Raw genomic sequence first — 19,959 nt, 5'->3', positions numbered from 1 at the left:
TCAATCCCTGTAGACACTGCCTCTTGGCCCGGCGCCGACGACAAGAACGATCTGTCCCTGATCGTCGACGATCACACGATCCTGGCCGACGCGGATACGGTACAAATCCTCGCCCTTCAGCTTCTTGATATCGACCCGCTCGCCACGCGCGTAAGCTTTGACTTTCTCGATGATCGCAGTCCTGCGTTTAGGCTGCATCGCTTGCAGCGTTTTGTCCGCCTGCTTCGAGATCACCACCGTTTTCATCCGAAAAGTATAGCCGAGAGCTATGAAGCAGACAAGCATGCAGCCCGAGCGGAGCAGCACTGACATGATCAGAGAAGCAGACTTCATCATCGTCGGCTCCGGCTCCGCCGGCTCGGCGCTCGCCTATCGGCTGTCCGAGGATGGCAGGAACACGGTGATCGTCATCGAGGCCGGAGGCTCGGATATCGGGCCGTTCATCCAGATGCCGGCAGCGCTCGCGTGGCCGATGAGCATGAAGCGATACAATTGGGGCTATTATTCCGAGCCCGAGCCGAACCTCAACAATCGCCGCATCAGCGCCCCGCGCGGCAAGGTGCTCGGCGGCTCCTCCTCGATCAACGGGCTCGTCTATGTGCGCGGCCATGCCGAGGACTTCAATCGCTGGGAAGCGCTCGGCGCCCGCGGCTGGGCCTATGCCGACGTGCTGCCCTACTTCAAGCGGATGGAGCATTCCCATGGCGGCGAAGAGGGATGGCGGGGCACGGAGGGCCCCCTGCATGTGCGGCGCGGACCGGTCAGGAACCCCCTCTTCCACGCCTTCATCAAGGCCGGAGCCGAGACCGGCTTCGAGATGACGGAAGACTATAACGGCTCGAAGCAGGAGGGCTTCGGCCTGATGGAGCAGACGATCCACAAGGGTCGCCGCTGGTCGGCGGCCAATGCCTATCTCCGCCCGGCCATGAAGCGCGACAACGTCTCGCTCGTCCGTGGCTTCGCACGCCGCATCGTCATCGAAAACGGCCGGGCGACCGGGGTCGAGATCGAGCGCGGCGGCGCGATCGAGATCGTCAGGGCGAAGCGCGAGGTCATCGTTTCCGCCTCCTCGTTCAATTCGCCGAAATTGCTGATGCTCTCCGGCATCGGCCCGGCGGAGCATCTCCAGTCGATGGGCATCGCGGTCAAGGCGGATCGCCCCGGCGTCGGCACCAATCTCCAGGACCATATGGAGTTCTATTTCCAGCAGGTCTCCACCAAGCCCGTCTCGCTCTATTCCTGGCTGCCCTGGTTCTGGCAGGGGGTCGCGGGTGCGCAATGGCTGATGACGCGGACGGGGCTCGGCAGCTCCAACCAGTTCGAGGCCTGCGCCTTCCTGCGCTCCGCACCGGGGCTGAAGCAGCCGGACATCCAGTATCATTTCCTGCCGGTCGCCATCTCCTATGACGGCAAGGCGGCCGCCAAGAGCCACGGCTTTCAGGTTCATGTCGGCTACAACCTGTCGAAATCGCGCGGCGCCGTCACCCTGAGATCCGCAGACCCGAAAGCCGATCCCGTCATCCGCTTCAACTATATGAGCCACCCCGAGGACTGGGAGAAATTCCGCCACTGCGTCCGTCTCACCCGCGAGATCTTCCGCCAGCCGGCCTTCGACACCTATCGCGGACCCGAAATCCAGCCGGGCGAGGCCGTGACCAGCGACGAGGATATCGACGCGTTCCTGCGCGAGCATCTGGAAAGCGCCTATCACCCCTGCGGCACCTGCCGCATGGGCGATGCGAGCGATCCCATGGCGGTCGTGGATCCCGAGACCCGTGTGATCGGCGTTAAGGGCCTGCGCGTCGCCGACAGCTCGATTTTCCCGCACGTCACCTATGGCAACCTCAACGGTCCCTCGATCATGACCGGCGAGAAAGCGGCCGATCATATCCTCGGCAAGCAGCCTTTGCCCCGCTCGAACCAGGAACCCTGGGTCAACCCACAGGCCGCCTTTAGCGACCGTCGGTCCTGAGACCGGCCTGACGGAGCCGCGCGACAGCCTTTTCCCACATCTCGCGGGATCGGAGTGATATTTGCTCCGATCTCCTGTCATTGGAAATCCGTTTTTCTGTCTTTCATGACGAAGGGCTGCGATAAAGGCTGTAATCACACAGGATAACCCATGACATCCATGTCCCTTGAAACAACTGCTGCGGCGCTGGCCCGGCAGCTGGAATGTCTCACCCTTGGCGAGCGGCTGGCTCTGGTCGCCTCGCTGGATGGTCGTGCCGTGTTCACCACCAGCCTCGGTATCGAGGATCAGGTCATTACGGCTGCCATCGGCACCGCAAAGCTCGGCATCGAGGTCTCCACGCTCGAAACCGGACGGCTGTTCAACGAGACCGTCGCGCTGATCGATGCGACCGAGGAGGCCTACGGCATCCTGATCAAGCGGTTCCATCCCGAGCAGGCCGATATCGATGCCTATGCCGCGACCTATGGCCTGAACGGCTTCTACGAGAGCATCGAGGCGCGCCATGCCTGTTGCGGCGTGCGCAAGGTCAAGCCGCTGGCGCGTGCGCTGGCCGGCGCCACCTACTGGGTCACCGGCCTACGCCGCGGCCAGTCCGGCAACCGTGCCGATACGCCTTTTGCAGAAGCCGATCTCGAGCGCGGCCTGATCAAGATCAATCCGCTGGCGGACTGGGATATCGACACCATCCGCGCCTATGTCGTGGCCGAAGCGATTCCCGTCAATCCGCTGCATGCCCGCGGCTACCCATCGATCGGCTGCGAGCCCTGTACGCGGGCCATCAAGCCTGGCGAGCCCGAGCGCGCCGGCCGCTGGTGGTGGGAGAACGACGAGACCCGCGAATGCGGCCTGCACGTGGCGGAAGCCGCTTCACAGCCGATACCCGACACCAAGGCCTTGGCCGGCAGCGCCGCCTGACGCGCGCCCCGCCCGAGAACGAGACTGGAGACGACCCGATGTCCCTCACGCTTCCGGAAACGGAACTTCACAATCCGCAAAGCGCCCGCCCGCCGCTCGATCCGCATCTGAAGGCGCTCGAAAACGAAGCCATCCACATCTTCCGCGAAGTGGCAGGCGAGTTCGAAAAGCCCGTCATGCTCTACTCGGTCGGCAAAGATAGTTCCGTCCTGCTGCACCTCGCGCGCAAGGCGTTCTACCCCGGCCGCATCCCCTTTCCGCTGCTGCATGTGAACACCGGCTGGAAGTTCGCCGAGATGATCGCGTTTCGCAACGAGATCGTCGAGCGCTACGACCTCGACCTGATCGAACACATCAATCCGCGTGGTGCGGCCGAGAACGTCACGCCGTTCACCCATGGCTCGGCGCTCTACACCGACATTATGAAGACCGAGGGTCTGCGCCAGGCGCTGGACGCCGGCGGCTTCGATGCGGCCTTCGGCGGCGCACGCCGCGACGAGGAGGCGAGCCGCGCCAAGGAGCGCATTTACTCGTTCCGCACGCCCGACCACCGCTGGGACCCGCGCAACCAGCGCCCCGAGCTCTGGAACGTCTATAACGGCATGATCCGCAAGGGCGAGAGCGTGCGCGCCTTCCCGCTCTCCAACTGGACCGAAGTCGATATCTGGCGCTACATCCAGGCCGAGGAAATCCCGATCGTGCCCCTCTATTTCGCAGCGGACCGCCCGATCGTCGAGCGCGACGGCATGATGATCCTTGCCGAAGATCCACGGCTGGAGCTGCAGCCCGGCGAGACCAAGCGTCAGGAGCGCATCCGCTTCCGCACGCTCGGCTGTTTCCCACTGACCGGCGCCATCCGCTCGAGCGCCACCACGCTCGACGATATCATCACGGAACTTGAGACCGCGACCGTCTCCGAACGTCAGGGCCGCGCCATCGACCGGGACCAGTCCGGCTCGATGGAGAAGAAAAAACGCGAAGGATATTTCTGATGACCGTTTCCGCTTCCACCGGCAGCCAGACGACCTTGCACACGGCGGCCCGCACGACCGGCGACATCAAGGCGCCGACCGGCAACGTCACGGCCTTTGCCGGAGCCGAAGCCCGCGCGCCGCGCGACAGCCGCCCTTTGCGCCTCATCACCTGCGGCAGCGTGGATGACGGCAAGTCCACGCTGATCGGCCGGCTGCTCTGGGATACCAAGGCCGTCAAAGAGGACCAGGCGGCGACGCTCGCCCGCGATTCGAGCGGCAAGCAGAACGATCTCGGCCTGCCGGATTTCGCCCTCCTCCTCGACGGTCTCCAGGCCGAGCGCGAGCAGGGCATCACCATCGACGTGGCCTACCGCTATTTTGCGACCGAGAACCGCTCCTTCATCGTCGCCGACACGCCCGGCCACGAGCAGTACACACGCAACATGGCGACCGGCGCCTCCACCGCCGATCTCGCCATCCTGCTGGTCGATGCCCGCGTCGGCCTTCTGGAACAGACGCGCCGCCATGCGACGATCGCCACGCTGATGGGCATTCGCCAGTTCGTGCTCGCGGTCAACAAGATCGACCTGACCGGCTACGATCGCGCGCGCTTCGACGCGATCAGCCACGACTTCAAGGAACTGGCACTGTCGCTCGGCGTCCGCCAGGTCACGGCCATCCCGGTTTCGGCGCTGAAGGGCGAGAACGTCGTCTATGACGGTCGTGCTTCCATGCCCTGGTACGAGGGCCCGACGCTGGTCGAGGTTCTGGAGCTGGCGACCGTCCGCTCCGGCCAGACGACCGGCTTCCGTCTTCCGGTCCAGCGCGTCTCGCGCCCGGGCGAAAGCTTCCGCGGCTATCAGGGCACCGTGGCCGGCGGTTCGGTCAAGCCGGGCGACAGCGTCGTCGTCCTGCCCTCGGGCATGGTGGCCAACGTCACCAAGATCGTCACCTTCGACCTCGTCCGCAATGCAGCGGTGACCGGCGACGCGATCACGCTCGTGCTCGATCGTCAGGTCGATGTTTCGCGCGGCGACATGATCGTCGCCATCGACAGCCAGCCCCAGACCGGCGTCGCCTTCGACGCGCAGATCGTCGCCTTGCAGCCGGACGGCATCCAGCCGAACAAGCGCTACTGGCTGAAGAGCGGCTCGCGCCGCCAGCGCGTCAGCGTCGAACCAGTCAGCCAGCTCGACCTGAAGAGCGGCAAATGGGGCCCGTCCGACGCGCTGTCGATGAACGCCATCGGCAAGGTCCATCTCGCGTTCGACGAGCAGGCCATGTTCGACGCCTACGAGCAGAACCGCACGACGGGCGCCTTCATCCTGATCGACCCCGACACCAACAACACGGTGGCCGGCGGCATGATCACGGGCAAGCGCTCGTCCCTCGGTGGCATCCACACCGATGAAACGCGCGTCCTCCTGTCCCTGCCCGCCGATCTGGCCGACCGGATTCTAGCAAGCGACCTCCTCGCCGGACGTCGCGACGAACTGGAAGTTCGCCGCATCTCGGCCGCCCGCGCACAGGATCTGCTCGACACGCTCGACGGCTGATGCCGCTGCAGGCGCATCTGACGCCTTGACCTTCCCACGGTTGGAAGCCCTATCATGGGGACGTCTCTGAAAGGAAACGTCCCCATGATTGCGTTCGACATACCCGACATGACCTGCTGCCACTGCAATAGCACGGTGGAAAGCGCCATCCATCTGGTGGATGCACGCGCCGCGATCCGCATCGACCTCGCCGCAAAGACCGCCGATGTGGAAACCGAGGCAAGCGCCGACAGGATCGCCGAGGCGCTCGCGGCGGCCGGCTACACGCCCCATCTCCGCCGGCCGCTCTGATCGCCACGTGGGCTCCCCGTTCCGATCGCGGGCCGCCCGGCCGCCAAGGCGTCCGAGGCGCATGTCCGGTCTCCCGCACGGACCATTCAGGTTTGCCCCTTGACCTTCCCATGATGGGAAGGTCTATCTCTACCGGCAGATGACAACAGGGACGCTTCCCGATGACCGTGCATACGCCTCTCCGGCCCCCCAATTCCGCCTCCGCGACGACGACGCTTGCCGTCGACGGCATGAACTGCGCCTCCTGCGTGGGGCGGGTCGAGAGGGTGCTCGCCGCCCTCCCCGGCGTCATCGATGCCAGCGTCAATCTCGCGACCGAGCGGGCCACCGTGACCCATGCCGCAGACCTTCAGAACGGGGCGATTGTCGCAGCGATCGAAGCCGCCGGCTATGCGCCACGGCGCGTCACGCAGACGTTTCCGATCGAGGGCATGAGCTGCGCCTCCTGTGTCGCCCGGGTGGAAAAGGCGCTTGCAGCCGTGCCCGGCGTCATCGAGGCAAGCGTCAACCTCGCGAGCGAGACAGCGACCGTCCAACGATTGGACGGCACGGATGTCGCGACGATCGAGGCGGCCGTGGCCAAGGCCGGCTACAGCGTCAGACCAGAGGCGGAGGGCGAACCCGCAAGCGATGCCGACGAGACCGGCGATCGCCGATCGCGCGAGGCAAAACGGCTTGCGCGCGCCTTCAGCCTGGCTGCCGTGCTCACCCTTCCGCTTTTCCTTCTCGAAATGGGCTCGCACCTCGTGCCGGCCATCCATGACGGGATCATCTCGACGCTCGGCATGGAGGGCAGCCGCCGCCTGCAATTCGTGCTGGCAACGCTGGTCCTCTTCGGTCCCGGCCTCACCTTCTTCCGCAAAGGCGTGCCGAACCTGCTTCGGCTCGCGCCCGACATGAATGCTCTCGTCGTGCTCGGCACCTCGGCCGCCTGGTCCTATTCCGTCCTTTCGACCTTCCTGCCGTCCGCGCTGCCGCCGGGCACCGACAACGTCTACTTCGAGGCGGCCGCCGTCATCGTCACGCTGATCCTGCTTGGCCGGATGCTCGAAGCCCGTGCGAAAGGCCGCACCGGCCAGGCGATCCGCCGGCTGATGGGTCTTCAGGCAAGGACCGCGCGCGTGATCCGGGCGGAGGGGATCGTCGAGGTTCCGATCGGCACGGTGAAAAAAGGCGATCGCGTGCTCATCCGCCCCGGCGAGAAAATTCCGGTCGATGGCGAGGTCGTGGAAGGCCGGTCGCTGGTCGATCAGTCGATGATCACCGGCGAACCTCTGCCCGTTTCCGTCGCGAAAGGCGCCTCCGTCGTCGGCGGCACGATCAACGGCACGGGCACGTTCAATGTCGTCGTAACGAAGACGGGGTCGGAGACGCTTCTGTCGCAGATCATCCGCATGGTCGAGACGGCACAGGGTGCGAAACTGCCGATCCAGGCGACGGTCGATCGCATCACCGCGCGTTTCGTGCCCGCTGTTCTCGCCGCCGCCCTGCTGACATTTGCGGTCTGGCTCGTCTTCGGGCCGACGCCGTCGCTCGGCCTCGCGACGATCAATGCCGTTGCCGTTCTCATCATCGCCTGCCCCTGCGCCATGGGTCTGGCAACGCCGACCTCCATCATGGTCGGCACCGGACGCGCTGCCGAGCTCGGCATCCTCTTCCGCAAGGGCGATGCCTTGCAGGGCCTGCGCGATGTCGACATCGTCGCCTTCGACAAGACGGGAACGCTGACGGAAGGCAAGCCGGAACTGACCGCTTTCGTGCTGATGCCCGGCTTCGAACGCGCGGATGTCCTGCGCCGTGTCGCAAGCCTCGAAGCCCGCTCGGAGCATCCGATCGCCGCCACCATCGTCTCCGCAGCGCGTGGAGACGAGGTCGTGCTTGCGGATGTCACCGATTTCGAAGCCCTTCCCGGTTCCGGCGTCAGGGGCATGATCGAGGGTGAAGCCGTTCTGGTCGGCTCCGACCGCGCGATGCGCGACAGCGGCATCGACGTTTCCGGATTTGCGCCGCAGGCGGTCGCATTCGGCGATGCCGGGACGTCGCCGATCTATGCGGCCGTTGCCGGCAGGCTCGCCGCCATGATCGCCGTCACGGATCCGGTCAAGCCGGGCAGCGCCGCCGCCATCGCGGCATTGAAGGCCGCGGGCCTCAAGGTCGTGATGATCACCGGCGACAACGGCCGCACGGCGAACGCCGTCGCCCGTGTGCTCGGCATCGACACGGTGGTGGCCGATGTCCTGCCCGGCGGCAAGGTCGCGGCGGTGCAGGCCCTGCGGCGCGAGGGCCGCCTTGCCTTTGTCGGTGACGGCATCAACGATGCGCCGGCGCTGTCGGAAGCCGATATCGGCATCGCGCTCGGCACCGGCACCGACATCGCCATGGAAAGCGCCGATATCGTGCTGATCGCGGGCGATCTGGGCGGCGTGCCCCGCGCGATCGCGATCAGCAGGGCGACGATCCGCAACATCCGCCAGAATCTGTTCTGGGCCTTCGCCTATAATGTCAGCCTCGTGCCGGTGGCCGCGGGTCTCCTCTATCCCGTGAACGGCACGCTCCTGTCTCCGATCCTCGCGGCCGGCGCCATGAGCCTCTCCAGCGTGTTCGTCCTCGGCAATGCGCTGCGCCTGCGCCGCATCTCCCCCTCCGCTCCCCTGGAAAGGATGGCATCGTGAACATCGGCCAAGCCGCAAAAGCCTCCGGCGTATCCTCCAAGATGATTCGCTATTACGAGCAGATCGGCCTGATCGCACCCGCCCATCGCAGCGAGGCGCAGTACCGGACCTATGAGGACGCCGACATTCATACGCTGCGCTTTATCCGCCGCGCCCGCGATCTCGGCTTCTCGGTCGAGCAGATGAAGACGCTGCTGGCGCTCTGGCACGATCGCGGGCGGGCCAGCGGCGACGTGAAGGCGATCGCGCTCGAGCATATCGCCGAACTCGACCGCAAGGCTGCCGCCATCGCGGCGATGACGGCAACGCTGCGGCATCTCGCAAGCAACTGCCACGGAGACGATCGCCCGGATTGCCCGATCCTCGCCGATTTCGCCGACGCCCCACCCGAGACGGACCTGCCGGAGGTCTCCGCCCGCTTCGGGCGCGCCAATCTCGGCTAGGGCATAACCAGCAGAAGCGCGATGGCTGACGCGCCGGAAAATACGGTGGATGCCCGAGGCGGAAGCATTGTCGCGTCGCTTTCCCGCGATAAGATGGCGCCGCATCGAGCGGAAGGGCCTGCATGTTTCTCGACCAGAACGACCTCGCCGCCCTCGTGGCGTTCCGGCACGACCTGCACCGCCACCCGGAAATTTCGGGCGAGGAGCGCGAAACCGCAGCGCGGGTGCAGGCGCATCTCGAAGCCCTGAAACCGGACCGTGTTCTCACTGGCCTTGGCGGACATGGCGTGGCGGCGGTGTTTGCCGGCAGCGCACCGGGGCCGACGCTGCTGTTTCGCTGCGAACTCGATGCCCTGCCGATCCCGGAAATCTCCGACGCGCCGCACCGGTCCGAATATCCCGGCAAGGGGCATCTCTGCGGGCATGACGGGCATATGGCGATCGTCGCGGCGCTCGGTCGCGGCCTGGCCCGGAAGAGGCCCTTGCGCGGACGCGTGGTGCTGATGTTCCAGCCGGCCGAGGAAACCGGCGCCGGGGCCGCCGCCGTGATCGCCGATCCCGCTTTCGAAGACATTCGCCCGGACATATCCTTCTCGCTGCACAACCTGCCCGGCCTGCCGCTCGGACATGTCGCGCTTGCCTCCGGTCCCGTCAACTGCGCCTCGCGCGGGCTGCGCGTCATCCTCGACGGCAAGACGGCGCATGCCTCCATGCCGGAAACGGGCATCTCGCCCATGCTCGCCGTCTCCCGCCTGATGCCGCAACTGACCGCCCTGACGACCGGCAGCTTCCCGGCTGCGGATTTCGCCATGGTCACGCTGACCCATGCCGTTCTGGGCGAGCCCGCCTTCGGCATTGCCCCCGGCCGGGCGGAAATCTGGGCGACGCTGCGCACGTTGACCGATGCCGGCATGGCCGATCTCTGCGCCCGCGCCGAAGCGCTGATCGCGCAGACGGCCGGGGAAGAGCGATTGCGCCTTTCCCACTCTTACGAGGATATCTTTCAGCATTGCGAGAACGCGCCGGAAGCGGTCGCGCATCTCCGGCAGGCGCTCGACCAAGAGGGCATCGACCATGACGCGGCGGGACTGCCGATGCGGGGGTCGGAGGATTTCGGACGGTTCGGCGCCTGCGGCCCCTCGGCCATGCTGTTTCTGGGCAGCGGCGAAGCGCATCCCGCGCTCCACAATCCCGACTATGATTTTCCGGATGCGCTGATCGAGCGCGGGTCACGCGTTTTTCTGCGGGTCGTCGCGAATATTCTAGAATTGCAGCAATGACAGCCCCGGAGCCTGCCTTGCCCTTGTCTCGCCATGATGGCACCCCATCTGTTGTGCACTGCACCATGCGCCACCCGATATTCCCAGGGGTCCGGCCCAGAGCCCGGAGACGGCCATGAGAAAACTATCCGACACGATCGAACGTCTGGCACGCCTGCGCACCCGGCCGGACGGTCTCCAGCCCGCAACGTCGGCCTTGCGCGCCCTCGACATCACCGGCAGCAACCCCGGCGAGCTCACCGGCTGGTACAGCATGCCTGAGAAGCCGAAAGGCGCGCCGCCGCTGGTCGTCGTGCTCCACGGCTGTACGCAGAACGCGGCCGGCTACGATCGCGGCTCCGGCTGGTCGGCTCTGGCGGAGGAATACGGCTTTGCCGTGCTCTACCCGGAGCAGAGCCGCAGCAACAACGGCAATCTCTGTTTCAACTGGTTTTCAAAGCCCGACGTCACCCGCGGTTCCGGCGAGGTGCTTTCGATCCGGGAGATGATCGCGACGATGATCGCCGATCACGGGATCGATCGGCGCCGCGTCTACGTGACCGGCCTGTCGGCCGGCGGGGCGATGGCGAATTCGCTGCTGGCCACCTACCCCGAAATCTTCGCCGGCGGCGCCATCATCGCCGGCCTGCCGCATGGCGCGGCCAGAACCGTGCCGGAAGCCTTCGACCGCATGCGCGGCCACGGCCTGCCCGACGCAGACAGGCTGCAGGCGCTGCTGTCCGCCGCCTCGCCGCACAAGGGCCCCTGGCCGACCATCTCCATCTGGCAAGGCACGGCCGACAGCACCGTCGCCGACAAGAATGCCGGCGCGCTGATCGACCAGTGGCGTGACGCGCTCGGCGTCGCGGCCCGTCCCGAACGCGTCGAGACGGTGGACGGTCAGGAACGGCATATCTGGGTGGACAGTGCCGGGCGCGAGGTTCTCGACCTCTTTCTGGTGCGCGGCATGGGCCATGGGACGCCGCTCGATACGGCGAGCGGCTATGGCGAGGCGGCACCCTACATGCTGGATGTCGGGATCTCCTCCACCCTCCACATCGCCCGCAGCTGGGGCCTCACGGCCTCGTTCGAGAAGAGGGCGCACCGCCCGCAGCCGGCATCGGCCCGTGCCGAGGCAGCCGGCAACAGCGCTGGCAACAGCGCTGGCACTGGCGCTGGCACTGGCGCTGCAGCCGCCTCGATCTTCTCTGCCGCCTGGCCGGGCAAGGCCAAGCCGGAAGGCGTCAAGGACGTCATCGAAGCGGCCCTGCGCGCCGCCGGCCTGATGAAATAAGGCCAGGCGCTTCGGCGCAGGGTCCGAAAGCCCTTTTCGGCCGCTCCCGCTCTGGACCGACGTCCACGGCTGAGGCACAGTCGTGGGACGACGAAGCCGCCATCGGCCTTGAGGGAATGAAGCGCGATCGATGAACTTCTTTGAGAGCCTCCTCGTTCTTCTTCTCGTGGCCATCGCCCTTCTTCAGGTGTCGCGGCGCCTGTCGGTGCCCTATCCCTCCATGCTGGCCATGGCCGGCGTTGCCGCAGCGCTCGTGCCGGGCGTGCCCTATATCGCGCTGGAACCGGAAACGGCGCTCGCGCTCTTCATCGCCCCGGCCCTCATGGATGCCGCCTTCGACTTCCCGGTCAACACGGCGCGGCGCTACTGGGCAGCGCTGATCGTCTTTGCCATCGGCGGCGTGGTCGCCACCGCCCTCGCCGTCGCCTTCATCGGCGCCTCCTATGCCGGTCTGCCGATCGCAGCGGCGCTCGTTCTCGGCGCGATCGTCGCGCCGCCGGATGCTGCGGCCGCGACCGCCGTCCTGTCCGGCATGTCCATTCCCCGCAGCACGGATGCGATCCTGCGCGGCGAAAGCCTGTTCAACGATGCCGCCGCGCTCCTGATCTTCGGCGCGGCGCTGTCGGTGCAGACCTCGGGCGGGCTCGGGCCGGCGGTCGCGCTGCACTTCGCCGTCGCCGCGCCGGGCGGCATCCTCCTCGGCATGGCCGCGGCCTGGGCCACGTCGCGCGTCACCGGTTATGTCGCCGGCACGCTCGGCGGCAACCTGCTGCAATTCGTCCAGACGTTCCTGCTGTGGATCATCGCCGAACATCTCGGCCTGTCCGCGGTGCTCGCCATCGTCGCCTTCGCCATGACCATCGCCGCCAGCAGCACGAGCCGCTCCTCTGCCCGCATGCGCGTCCAGTCCTATGCGGTGTGGAGCGCCGTCGTCTTCGTGCTCAACGTCATGGCCTTCCTGCTGATGGGCATGCAGGTGCGCGACATCATCGGCGGCATGACGACCCAGCGGCTGATCCATGCATCCGGCTTCATTGCCGCCGTGGTCGCGACCGTCGTCATCGTCCGCTTCGTCGTCTTCATCGGCTTCAACCGCCTGCGCAACGCTTTGCTGAGCAGCGAAGAACAGACGAATATGCGCCAGTCGGTTCTCGCGGCCTGGTGCGGCATGCGCGGCCTCGTCACCCTGGCCACCGCCTTCGCGCTGCCCGCCGATTTCCCGCAGCGCGATCTCGTTCTGCTTGCGGCCTTCGCCGTGGTTCTCGCCACGCTCGTCCTGCAGGGGCTGACGCTCGCGCCGCTCATCCGGCTGCTCGGCCTCGACCAGCGCGAACAGGGCGCCCGCGACATGACCGATTTCCGGCTCGAGATCGCCTCCGCCGGGCTCGAACGGATCGGCGATCGCGCGGGACCCGAGGCAGAGCAGGTGCGCAGCAAGTTCGCCATCGAGCGTGCCGCATTGGCGGATACGGCGGGCGCCGATGCGCTCCAGACCTACCGCGCCCTCGCGCTGGAGGCGATCGACGCCCAGCGCAAGACCCTGGAGCGGCTGCGAACCGGCAACCGGCTGAATGTCGACGAATACAACCAGCTTCTCGAAGAGATCGACTGGCGCGAACTGGCCGTCCTCCCCGACGACGAGCGGCGCATCGAGGAGACCTAGCCTCTCGACCCCACCCTACGCCTCGGGAAAGAACCTGTTGTCCGGCCGCGGCAGGCCGAGATGATCGCGTAGCGTCGTTCCTTCGTATTCCCTCCGGAAGCGACCGCGTCGCTGCAACGCGGGCACGAGCCGCTGCGCCACATCGTCGAGACCTTGCGGCAGATAGGGGAAGACCACGTTGAAGCCGTCCGATCCCTCCGAATCGATCCAGGTTTCCATCTCGTCGGCCACGCTTTCCGGCGTGCCGACGAAGGCAAGGCCCGAATAGCCGCCATAGCGCTGCGCCAGCTGCCGCACCGTCAGCTTCTCGGTCTCGGCCAGCCGCAACACCTGCTGCCGGCCCGTCTTGCTGGCATTCGTGTCGGCAAGATCGCGCGGCAGCGGCGCATCGAGCGGAAAATGCGAGGCGTCGAGGCCGAGCGCGATCGACAGCGATGCGATTCCGCTTTCGAAATGCACCAGACTGTCGAGCAGCGCGCGCTTCTCCCGCGCCTCCTCGATCGTATCGCCGATGACGATGAAGGCGGCCGGCAGGATCTTCAGATGATCGCGCGACCGACCGAGCGCGCCGAGCCGCCCCTTGATGTCGGCATAAAGCTCCTGCCCGCCGGCCAGATCGCGCGGGGCGGCGAAGATCACTTCGGCCGTTTCCGCGGCCAGCTGACGGCCGGGCTCGGATTGCCCAGCCTGCACGATGACGGGCCAGCCCTGCGGCGGGCGGGCGATGTTCAGCGGCCCGCGCACGGTAAGGCTCGGGCCCTGATGGTCGAGCACATGCATGCGCTCGGGGTCGAAGAACAACCCGCTCTGCTGGTCGCGCAGGAAGGCATCGTCGGCAAAACTGTCCCAGAGGCCTGTGACGACATCGAAGAACTCGCGCGCCCGACGATAGCGCTCGCCATGCTCCACATGCTCGTCGAGGCCGAAATTGAGCGCGGCATCCGGGTTCGAGGTGGTGACGATGTTCCACCCGGCCCGGCCCTCGCTGATGTGATCGAGCGAGGCGAAGCGCCTCGCGATGTGATAGGGCGCATCGAACGTGGTGGAGGCCGTGGCGACGAGGCCGATCCGCTCGGTGACGGCCGCGAGCGCCGAGAGCAGCGTGAAGGGCTCGAACGAGGTCACCGTATGGCTGCGCTTCAGGGCCTCCACCGGCATATTGAGCACGGCCAGGTGATCGGCCATGAAGAAGGCATCGAACTTGGCGGCCTCCAGCGTCTGCGCGAAGCGCTTCAGATGCGGGAAGCTGAAGTTCGCGTCCGGTGCCGCGCCGGGATAGCGCCAAGCGCCGGTGTGCAGGCTGACAGGCCGCATGAAGGCACCGAGATGCATCTGCTTGGACATGGGCACTTCCTTGGGTTCCCCGGCACGACAGGCCGGGCCTGATGCGGAAACGGCGCGGCGATCACCGATGGTCGAGGCGATCGACCAGACGGTCGCCGATCCACTGGATGGCACAGACCAGCACGATGAGCACGACGACGACCGCGATCATGACCGATGTCTCGAAGCGCTGATAGCCATAGCGGATGGCGAGATCGCCGAGCCCGCCCGCGCCGATGGCGCCGGCCATGGCCGAGGCACCGATCAGCGTGACGAGCGTGACGGTGAAGCCGGCGACGATCCCCGGCAGCGCCTCGGGCAGCAGCACCTCCCGCACGATCGTCCAGCGATTGCCGCCCATGGAGCGCACCGCCTCGATCAGCCCGCGATCCACCTCGCGCAGCGACACCTCCGCGATGCGCGCGTAATAGGGCGTGGCGGCGATGGAGAGCGGCACGATCGCCGCCCATGTTCCGATCGAACTGCCGACGATGACGCGCGTGACGGGAATGAGCGCCACGAGGAGAATGATGAACGGCACCGAACGGAACCCGTTGACGACAGCGCCGAGCACGCGGTTGACCCAGAGGTTCTCCGAAATGCCGCCCTTGCCGGTCATCACCAGGGCAAGGCCGAGCGGCAGGCCGGCGACCAGCGAGATGATGCCGGAGGCGAGCGTCATCAGGACGGTCTCCCAGAGAGACCGCAGCAGAAGATCAAACAGGATCGGCGACATGACCGGTGGTCTCCACATGGGCGCCGTGGCGCGTCAGGAAGGCGATCGCCTGCGGCAGCGAGGCGCCGGGGGCAAGCGTGATGAAGAAGCGGCCGACCGACTGCCCCTGGATATGATCGATGCCGCCATGCACGAGGCGCACCGGCGCGCCGAGCGCGATGGACAGCGCGGGAAGAAGCGTCGAGGCCTCCGGGCCGACCAGATCGACGCTGAGCACCTGTTCGCCGCGCGCCGCAAGGTCTGCGGCGATGGCCGGCGGCAGGCCGGGGCGGATCGCGCCGAGGAGGCTCTTCGTGGTCGCCGCCTTCGGATCGGAGAACACCGACCAGACCGGGCCGTCCTCGACGATCCTCCCGGCATCGATCACCGCGACCCGATCGGCCACGCCGCGCACGACCTCCATCTCATGGGTGATGAGGAGAATGGTCAGGCCGAGGCGCGTGTTGATATCTTTCAGAAGAGACAGGATCGACGCCGTCGTTTCCGGATCGAGCGCGGAGGTCGCTTCGTCGGAAAGCAGCAGCGCCGGCCGCGCGGCCAGCGCCCGGGCGATCCCCACCCGCTGTTTCTGCCCGCCGGAGAGCGCCGAGGGGTAGGCATCGGCCTTGGAGGACAGGCCGACCAGATCGAGCAGTTCGGCCGCCCGGACGCGCCGCTGCGCCCGCGGCATGCCCTCGATCTTGAGCGGCAGCATGACGTTTTCCGCCACGGTCTTTGCCGAGAGAAGATTGAAGTGCTGGAAGATCATTCCGATGCGGCGGCGCAGGGGCTGGAGTTCGGCTTCGGAAAGCCCGGTGATATCACGGCCCTCGATCTCGATTGTGCCGCGGTCCGGGCGCTCCAGACCGTTCAGGCAACGGATCAGTGTCGATTTGCCGGCGCCGCTGCGACCGATGATGCCGAGCACCTCGCCCTTGCGCACCGAAAGGGAAATTCCGTCCAGCGCGGCGGTCTCGCCGAAATGCCGGAAGACGCCGTCGAGCCGCACGACGGGCGTCTCGGCAGCTTGCGCCACACCGGAAACCGGCCGGGTATCCGCGTCGGTCGGGGCGCCTCTCGTTTCCGCGCTCGCAGTCATCGTCATTCTCTCGTCCTTCCTCGCCGCAACGGCGAACGGCTCGCGGCAACCATGCCGCGAGCCGTTTTCTATCTTCGACGCCTGTCGGATCAGTAGGCGCTGATGCCCGTGCCCTTGTACACCCGATCGAACTCGGCCTTCACCGCCTCGTTCTGGTAGGACGAGACGAGCGTCTTGACCCAGGGCGCATCCTTCTGGTCTTCCTTGACCGCGATGAAATTCCGGTACGGATTGCCGTCCACCGGCTCCTGCGCGATCCGGTTGTCCGGCGTCAGGCCGCTCTTCAGCGCCCAGTCCGTGTTGACGACGGCCGCGTCGAGATCGTCGATGGAGCGGCCGACGATGCCGGCGTCCAGCTCCTTGATCTCGAGCTTCTTGGGGTTTTCCTCGATATCGGTGATCGTCGCGAGGATGCCCGTGCCCTCCTTGAGCTTGATCAGACCCTCGTTCTGCAGCACGCGCAGGGCACGCCCCTCGTTCGACGGATCGTTCGGCACGCCGACGACGGCGCCTTCCGGCAGATCCGCAATCTTGGACGTCTTGCGGGAATAGACCCCGATCGGCCAGACGCCGGTATAGCCCGCAGGCACGATCTTGTAGCCGTGCTGCTTGATCTGGTTTTCGAGATAGGGAAGATGCTGGAAGGCATTGGCGTCGATCTCGCCGCGCTCCAGCGCCTCGTTCGGCTGGGTATAGTCGTTGAAGACGACCGTCTCGACCGAAAGCCCCTTCTTGCCGGCTTCCGCCACGACGACGCGCCAGACGTCCTCGTCCTCGCCGCTCATGATCCCGACCTTCACGGATGTCTTGTCCTGTGCCAGAGCCGGTGCCGGCCCGATGGAGACGAAAGCGGCGACGGCTGCAGACGCGGCAAGCGCAAGGCCGGCGCGACGGGTAAAGGCGGTCTTCTCGATAAGGCGGCTCAAGGTTTTCGTCATGACGGGTCTGCTTTCGGTCTGGATTCGGTCTCGGGAGGAGAACGTCTGTTCGATGCCCTGAAAAATGGCAAATGGCACCTTATGAAGCAACGAAGGATGGCCTGCCGATCCGCGTTGCCGTAGAAATTCGGTCCAAATCCGCGGCAGGTCACGCAATCTCATTCTGGAGCCCCGGCTCGTTCTGGACGCTTCATCCGTCGAACCCGCGATATCGGGCGGTCGGTCCTCTTCGCAATCCGTTCGGGCGCTCGGCGATCAGAACGGCGCGATGTCGAAGCGGTCCGTCATCGTCACCGAGGTGAAATCATCCACCAGCACCGTGACGCGCACGGTCCAGGCGCCGCCGACGGACAGCACGAACCCATCTGCCTGAAAGCGCCCGTCCTCGCCCAGCCGGGCTTCGCGCACGAAGGGCCCGATGTCGCTGCCGGACTGCGCGAGTTCGACCGTGACCGAGAGGGGATCGACCGGCTGCCCGTCGAGCATCAACCCTGCGACAGACACGCGAACCGGACCCGGCCGCGCCGGCGTGAGCGAGAGCGTCGCCATCAACCCCTGTTCCTCAAGCACGTGATCCTGAACGGTCGGCACCGACATGGCCAGGGCCCGGGGCGGCGGGGTGAAGCGCCAGAGGCCGAGGACGGCCAGCACCATCGTGCCGATCACGACCTCCGCCACGATGCTGCGCCTCAAAAGACGCAAGGCCCCAAGCAACCCCTCTGCGGCAGGGCGGGTCCAAAGAAACCGATTGGCCGCGGCCAGCACGACCAGAAGCAGGACGAGTGCGAGCTTGGCGAGCAGCACCCGCCCATAGGCCGTGGTCCACAGGTTCGACACCGCCTGCACCTGAACGATCGCCAGCAGCAGGCCCGAGGCGACGAGCGCAGCCAGCACGAAGGGGATAAGGCGCGAGAACAGCCGAAGCGCCGCGCCATCGGGATCAGCCCGGAAAGACGCGCCCCGCGCTGCGCCGAGCGCTGCCCGAAGGGGCAGAAGACCGCCGATCCAGGCCATCGCGCCGAGCATGTGCAGCATGATCGCGGGAACGCTGACGATCCGCGGCGGCGCGGTGGCCGCATGTCCCGCAACGCCTGCGGAAACGCCCGCCAGCCCGAAGGCCAGCGCAGCAAGCGAGAGCCGGAGGGATATGCGGCGCGCGCGCAGCGACACGATCGCCGCGACGATGGCCCCGGCGCAGAGGAGCGCGGCGCGACCATAGGACGTGCCCTGAAGGCCGGCGGACCAGACCGCGGACGACGCCCATCCCCGGGCCGCCTCCCCCAGCGCATCGAAGCCCTGAAAGGCGATCCACACCGGCGTGGCGGCAAGACCGAGCCAAAGCGAAGCCGCCACAAGGGCCGGAGCCGGGAACGGCAGAGTCGCGGAAGACGAATCCGGCGCAGGCTGCAGCCGGGAAAATAGCGCCACCCACCCCGCGCCGCCGACCCCGAGGACAAGGCCGGCCATCACCAACAGGCGCGAGACGAACAGGCCGACCGCGGTCACGCTATCGCCCGAGGTCGCGCCGCCATCGCCGAGGGACGCGGTCGCTTTGCCGATGGAGAAGAAAAGCCCGCCGCCGATCGGATGTCCATCCGCCGAGGTCACCCGCCACGACAGGCTGTGCGTCCCCGAAGCGAGCGCTGGCGGCAGTGTCACGACGAGCCGCGTCACGGCCGTTCCTATCCCTGCCCCGGCCGCCGGCAGCGCCTCTATCCCCCCGGCCGGATCGCTCAGCCGGAAGACCAGCGGGACGACCGGCTCGGAAAACAGGAGCACGATCTCCCGCGGCGGCGCGGCAAGCACCGCCCCATCGGCAGGATCGGACGAAACGAGCTGCGCATGGGCAAAGGCCACGCCGGCGCTCGCCAGCAGGAGCAGCGGCAGGATCGACAGCACGCACAGGCTTTTTTGCCAAAGCCAATGTCGATGCCAGTGCGAGTACCGGCGCCAGTGCGAGTACCGGCGCCAGTGCGAGTACCGGCACCCGCCAAGACCTCGCCCGACCGCCTTCACACTGATGATGCCAAGCAGCACGGCGCGGTCAGGGCGTCACGTCGAAGGCAGGCGCCGGCTTGTCCGGCTCGCCCGCATCCGCACCCGAGGGGATCTTGATCCAGCGTTCCGCGGCGTCGCCGCATTGCTGAACGATCGGCACGTAGATCCGGCCCTTGGCATCGGCCGCGACTTTCGCCTTGAACGCGAATTCCGCATGGTCGGACGCCGCAATCGTGCCGCCCGTCCAGCCGATCTGCGCCTGTTTGGCCTTTGAGCCGCCGGCAGCAACTGTGGCCGGCGTCACCACGGCGGTCCAGCCGGCTTTCTCCTGTGGCTCGATATCGGACAGCACGGCGGGCACCGCGACCCGCAGCCCGGTCGTCGCGGCACCGCCGCAACCATGCGGTATCTTGAGCACGAACGTGCTCGTCTTCCCGGCCTCGACCGCCTTCGCGGCAATGGTGACATGCGCACCGGCCGGCCCCGAGACGAGGGAAAGGAAGATGGCAAAGCCGGAGAAAAGCACCCGGCGGGCGCGCGCGGCGCGGAAGAAAGGAACGGAATGGCGCATGCTCTGCCTCTTTTGCGTCTCTCGCACCGCAGGACCAGGCCATGCTCACGCCCGAGACAGTGACGTCGGATAGGCGCAGATCTAGCGCGCGCGCTCTCGCGAGGAAAGCCGGGCATTGGCCCATGCCCTGCGGCGAAGCGGCGCGGCGGCGCCCGTCTCGCAAGGCGCGCAACGGCCGCAGGGCGCGACACGACCCAGCAGGCGGCGACATCGCCCAAGTGTCATTGCTCCTCGAATGCGAACGCACCGTGCTGCGAATGCAAGATTGTCTCC

At 66.8% G+C, this 19,959-nt stretch carries 17 protein-coding genes; 10 read left to right on the top strand and 7 right to left on the bottom strand.

The window, feature by feature from the left end; translation table 11 throughout:
• Nucleotides 1-336: a cytotoxic translational repressor of toxin-antitoxin stability system gene (locus tag C8J36_RS00295; protein ID WP_245506410.1), complete on the bottom strand. Its 336-nt coding sequence runs from the start codon at nt 334-336 to the stop codon at nt 1-3.
• On the opposite strand from C8J36_RS00295, the gene betA reads away from it, so the two are divergent.
• The 10 genes from betA to C8J36_RS00245 all read left to right on the top strand — a co-directional run bounded on the left by betA (nt 311) and on the right by C8J36_RS00245 (nt 13,042).
• Nucleotides 311-1,972: a choline dehydrogenase gene (betA, locus tag C8J36_RS00290; RefSeq protein ID WP_132531333.1), complete on the top strand. Its 1,662-nt coding sequence runs from the start codon at nt 311-313 to the stop codon at nt 1,970-1,972. The genes C8J36_RS00295 and betA overlap by 26 nt on opposite strands.
• A 150-nt stretch (nt 1,973-2,122) precedes the next feature.
• The gene (locus tag C8J36_RS00285; protein ID WP_132531330.1) at nt 2,123-2,890 is read left to right on the top strand and encodes a phosphoadenylyl-sulfate reductase; all 768 of its coding nucleotides are present in this window, start codon (nt 2,123-2,125) and stop codon (nt 2,888-2,890) included.
• A gap of 38 nt (nt 2,891-2,928) precedes the next feature.
• Entirely contained in the window at nt 2,929-3,882 is a 954-nt protein-coding gene (cysD, locus tag C8J36_RS00280; RefSeq protein ID WP_132531327.1) for a sulfate adenylyltransferase subunit CysD, read from the top strand.
• Nucleotides 3,882-5,420 (top strand): sulfate adenylyltransferase subunit CysN, encoded by a 1,539-nt coding sequence (gene cysN, locus C8J36_RS00275; RefSeq protein ID WP_082476794.1) that lies wholly within the window; start codon nt 3,882-3,884, stop codon nt 5,418-5,420. The genes cysD and cysN overlap by 1 nt, the downstream gene beginning before the upstream one ends.
• An 84-nt stretch (nt 5,421-5,504) precedes the next feature.
• Nucleotides 5,505-5,711, top strand: coding sequence for a heavy-metal-associated domain-containing protein (locus C8J36_RS00270; RefSeq protein WP_132531324.1), 207 nt, complete (start codon nt 5,505-5,507; stop codon nt 5,709-5,711).
• A 161-nt stretch (nt 5,712-5,872) separates the two neighbouring features.
• Nucleotides 5,873-8,383, top strand: a complete 2,511-nt coding sequence (locus C8J36_RS00265) for a heavy metal translocating P-type ATPase (protein ID WP_132531321.1) — start codon at nt 5,873-5,875, stop codon at nt 8,381-8,383.
• Nucleotides 8,380-8,826, top strand: coding sequence for a Cu(I)-responsive transcriptional regulator (cueR, locus tag C8J36_RS00260; RefSeq protein WP_132531318.1), 447 nt, complete (start codon nt 8,380-8,382; stop codon nt 8,824-8,826). Before C8J36_RS00265 ends, cueR begins: the two co-directional genes overlap by 4 nt.
• Before the next feature lie 122 nt (nt 8,827-8,948).
• Nucleotides 8,949-10,106: an amidohydrolase gene (locus tag C8J36_RS00255; RefSeq protein ID WP_132531315.1), complete on the top strand. Its 1,158-nt coding sequence runs from the start codon at nt 8,949-8,951 to the stop codon at nt 10,104-10,106.
• Between the two features lie 115 nt (nt 10,107-10,221).
• Nucleotides 10,222-11,379, top strand: coding sequence for a PHB depolymerase family esterase (locus C8J36_RS00250; RefSeq protein WP_132531312.1), 1,158 nt, complete (start codon nt 10,222-10,224; stop codon nt 11,377-11,379).
• A gap of 130 nt (nt 11,380-11,509) precedes the next feature.
• Nucleotides 11,510-13,042, top strand: coding sequence for a cation:proton antiporter (locus C8J36_RS00245; RefSeq protein ID WP_132531309.1), 1,533 nt, complete (start codon nt 11,510-11,512; stop codon nt 13,040-13,042).
• A gap of 15 nt (nt 13,043-13,057) precedes the next feature.
• Here the strand turns inward: C8J36_RS00245 and C8J36_RS00240 are convergent, their stop codons facing one another.
• From C8J36_RS00240 to C8J36_RS00215, 6 genes are all read right to left on the bottom strand, one after another.
• Nucleotides 13,058-14,392, bottom strand: coding sequence for an LLM class flavin-dependent oxidoreductase (locus tag C8J36_RS00240; RefSeq protein ID WP_132531306.1), 1,335 nt, complete (start codon nt 14,390-14,392; stop codon nt 13,058-13,060).
• Nucleotides 14,393-14,447: 55 nt separating this feature from the next.
• Nucleotides 14,448-15,101, bottom strand: coding sequence for a methionine ABC transporter permease (locus C8J36_RS00235; protein ID WP_132531303.1), 654 nt, complete (start codon nt 15,099-15,101; stop codon nt 14,448-14,450).
• Nucleotides 15,082-16,185 carry a methionine ABC transporter ATP-binding protein gene (locus tag C8J36_RS00230; RefSeq protein ID WP_132531299.1) on the bottom strand — a complete coding sequence of 368 codons (1,104 nt, stop codon included), beginning with the start codon at nt 16,183-16,185 and terminating at the stop codon, nt 15,082-15,084. The genes C8J36_RS00235 and C8J36_RS00230 overlap by 20 nt, the downstream gene beginning before the upstream one ends.
• A gap of 83 nt (nt 16,186-16,268) precedes the next feature.
• Nucleotides 16,269-17,117, bottom strand: a complete 849-nt coding sequence (locus tag C8J36_RS00225; RefSeq protein WP_062591721.1) for a MetQ/NlpA family lipoprotein — start codon at nt 17,115-17,117, stop codon at nt 16,269-16,271.
• 255 nt (nt 17,118-17,372) lie between these two features.
• Nucleotides 17,373-19,016 (bottom strand): copper resistance protein CopC, encoded by a 1,644-nt coding sequence (locus C8J36_RS00220; protein WP_165914903.1) that lies wholly within the window; start codon nt 19,014-19,016, stop codon nt 17,373-17,375.
• Between the two features lie 145 nt (nt 19,017-19,161).
• Nucleotides 19,162-19,686, bottom strand: a complete 525-nt coding sequence (locus tag C8J36_RS00215) for a YcnI family protein (RefSeq protein WP_132531293.1) — start codon at nt 19,684-19,686, stop codon at nt 19,162-19,164.
• Nucleotides 19,687-19,959: the final 273 nt, after the last annotated feature.

It is taken from the genome of Rhizobium sp. PP-F2F-G48 (assembly GCF_004342335.1).
GTDB lineage: Bacteria > Pseudomonadota > Alphaproteobacteria > Rhizobiales > Rhizobiaceae > Ferranicluibacter.
This window is presented reverse-complemented; position numbering and strand designations above follow the sequence as displayed.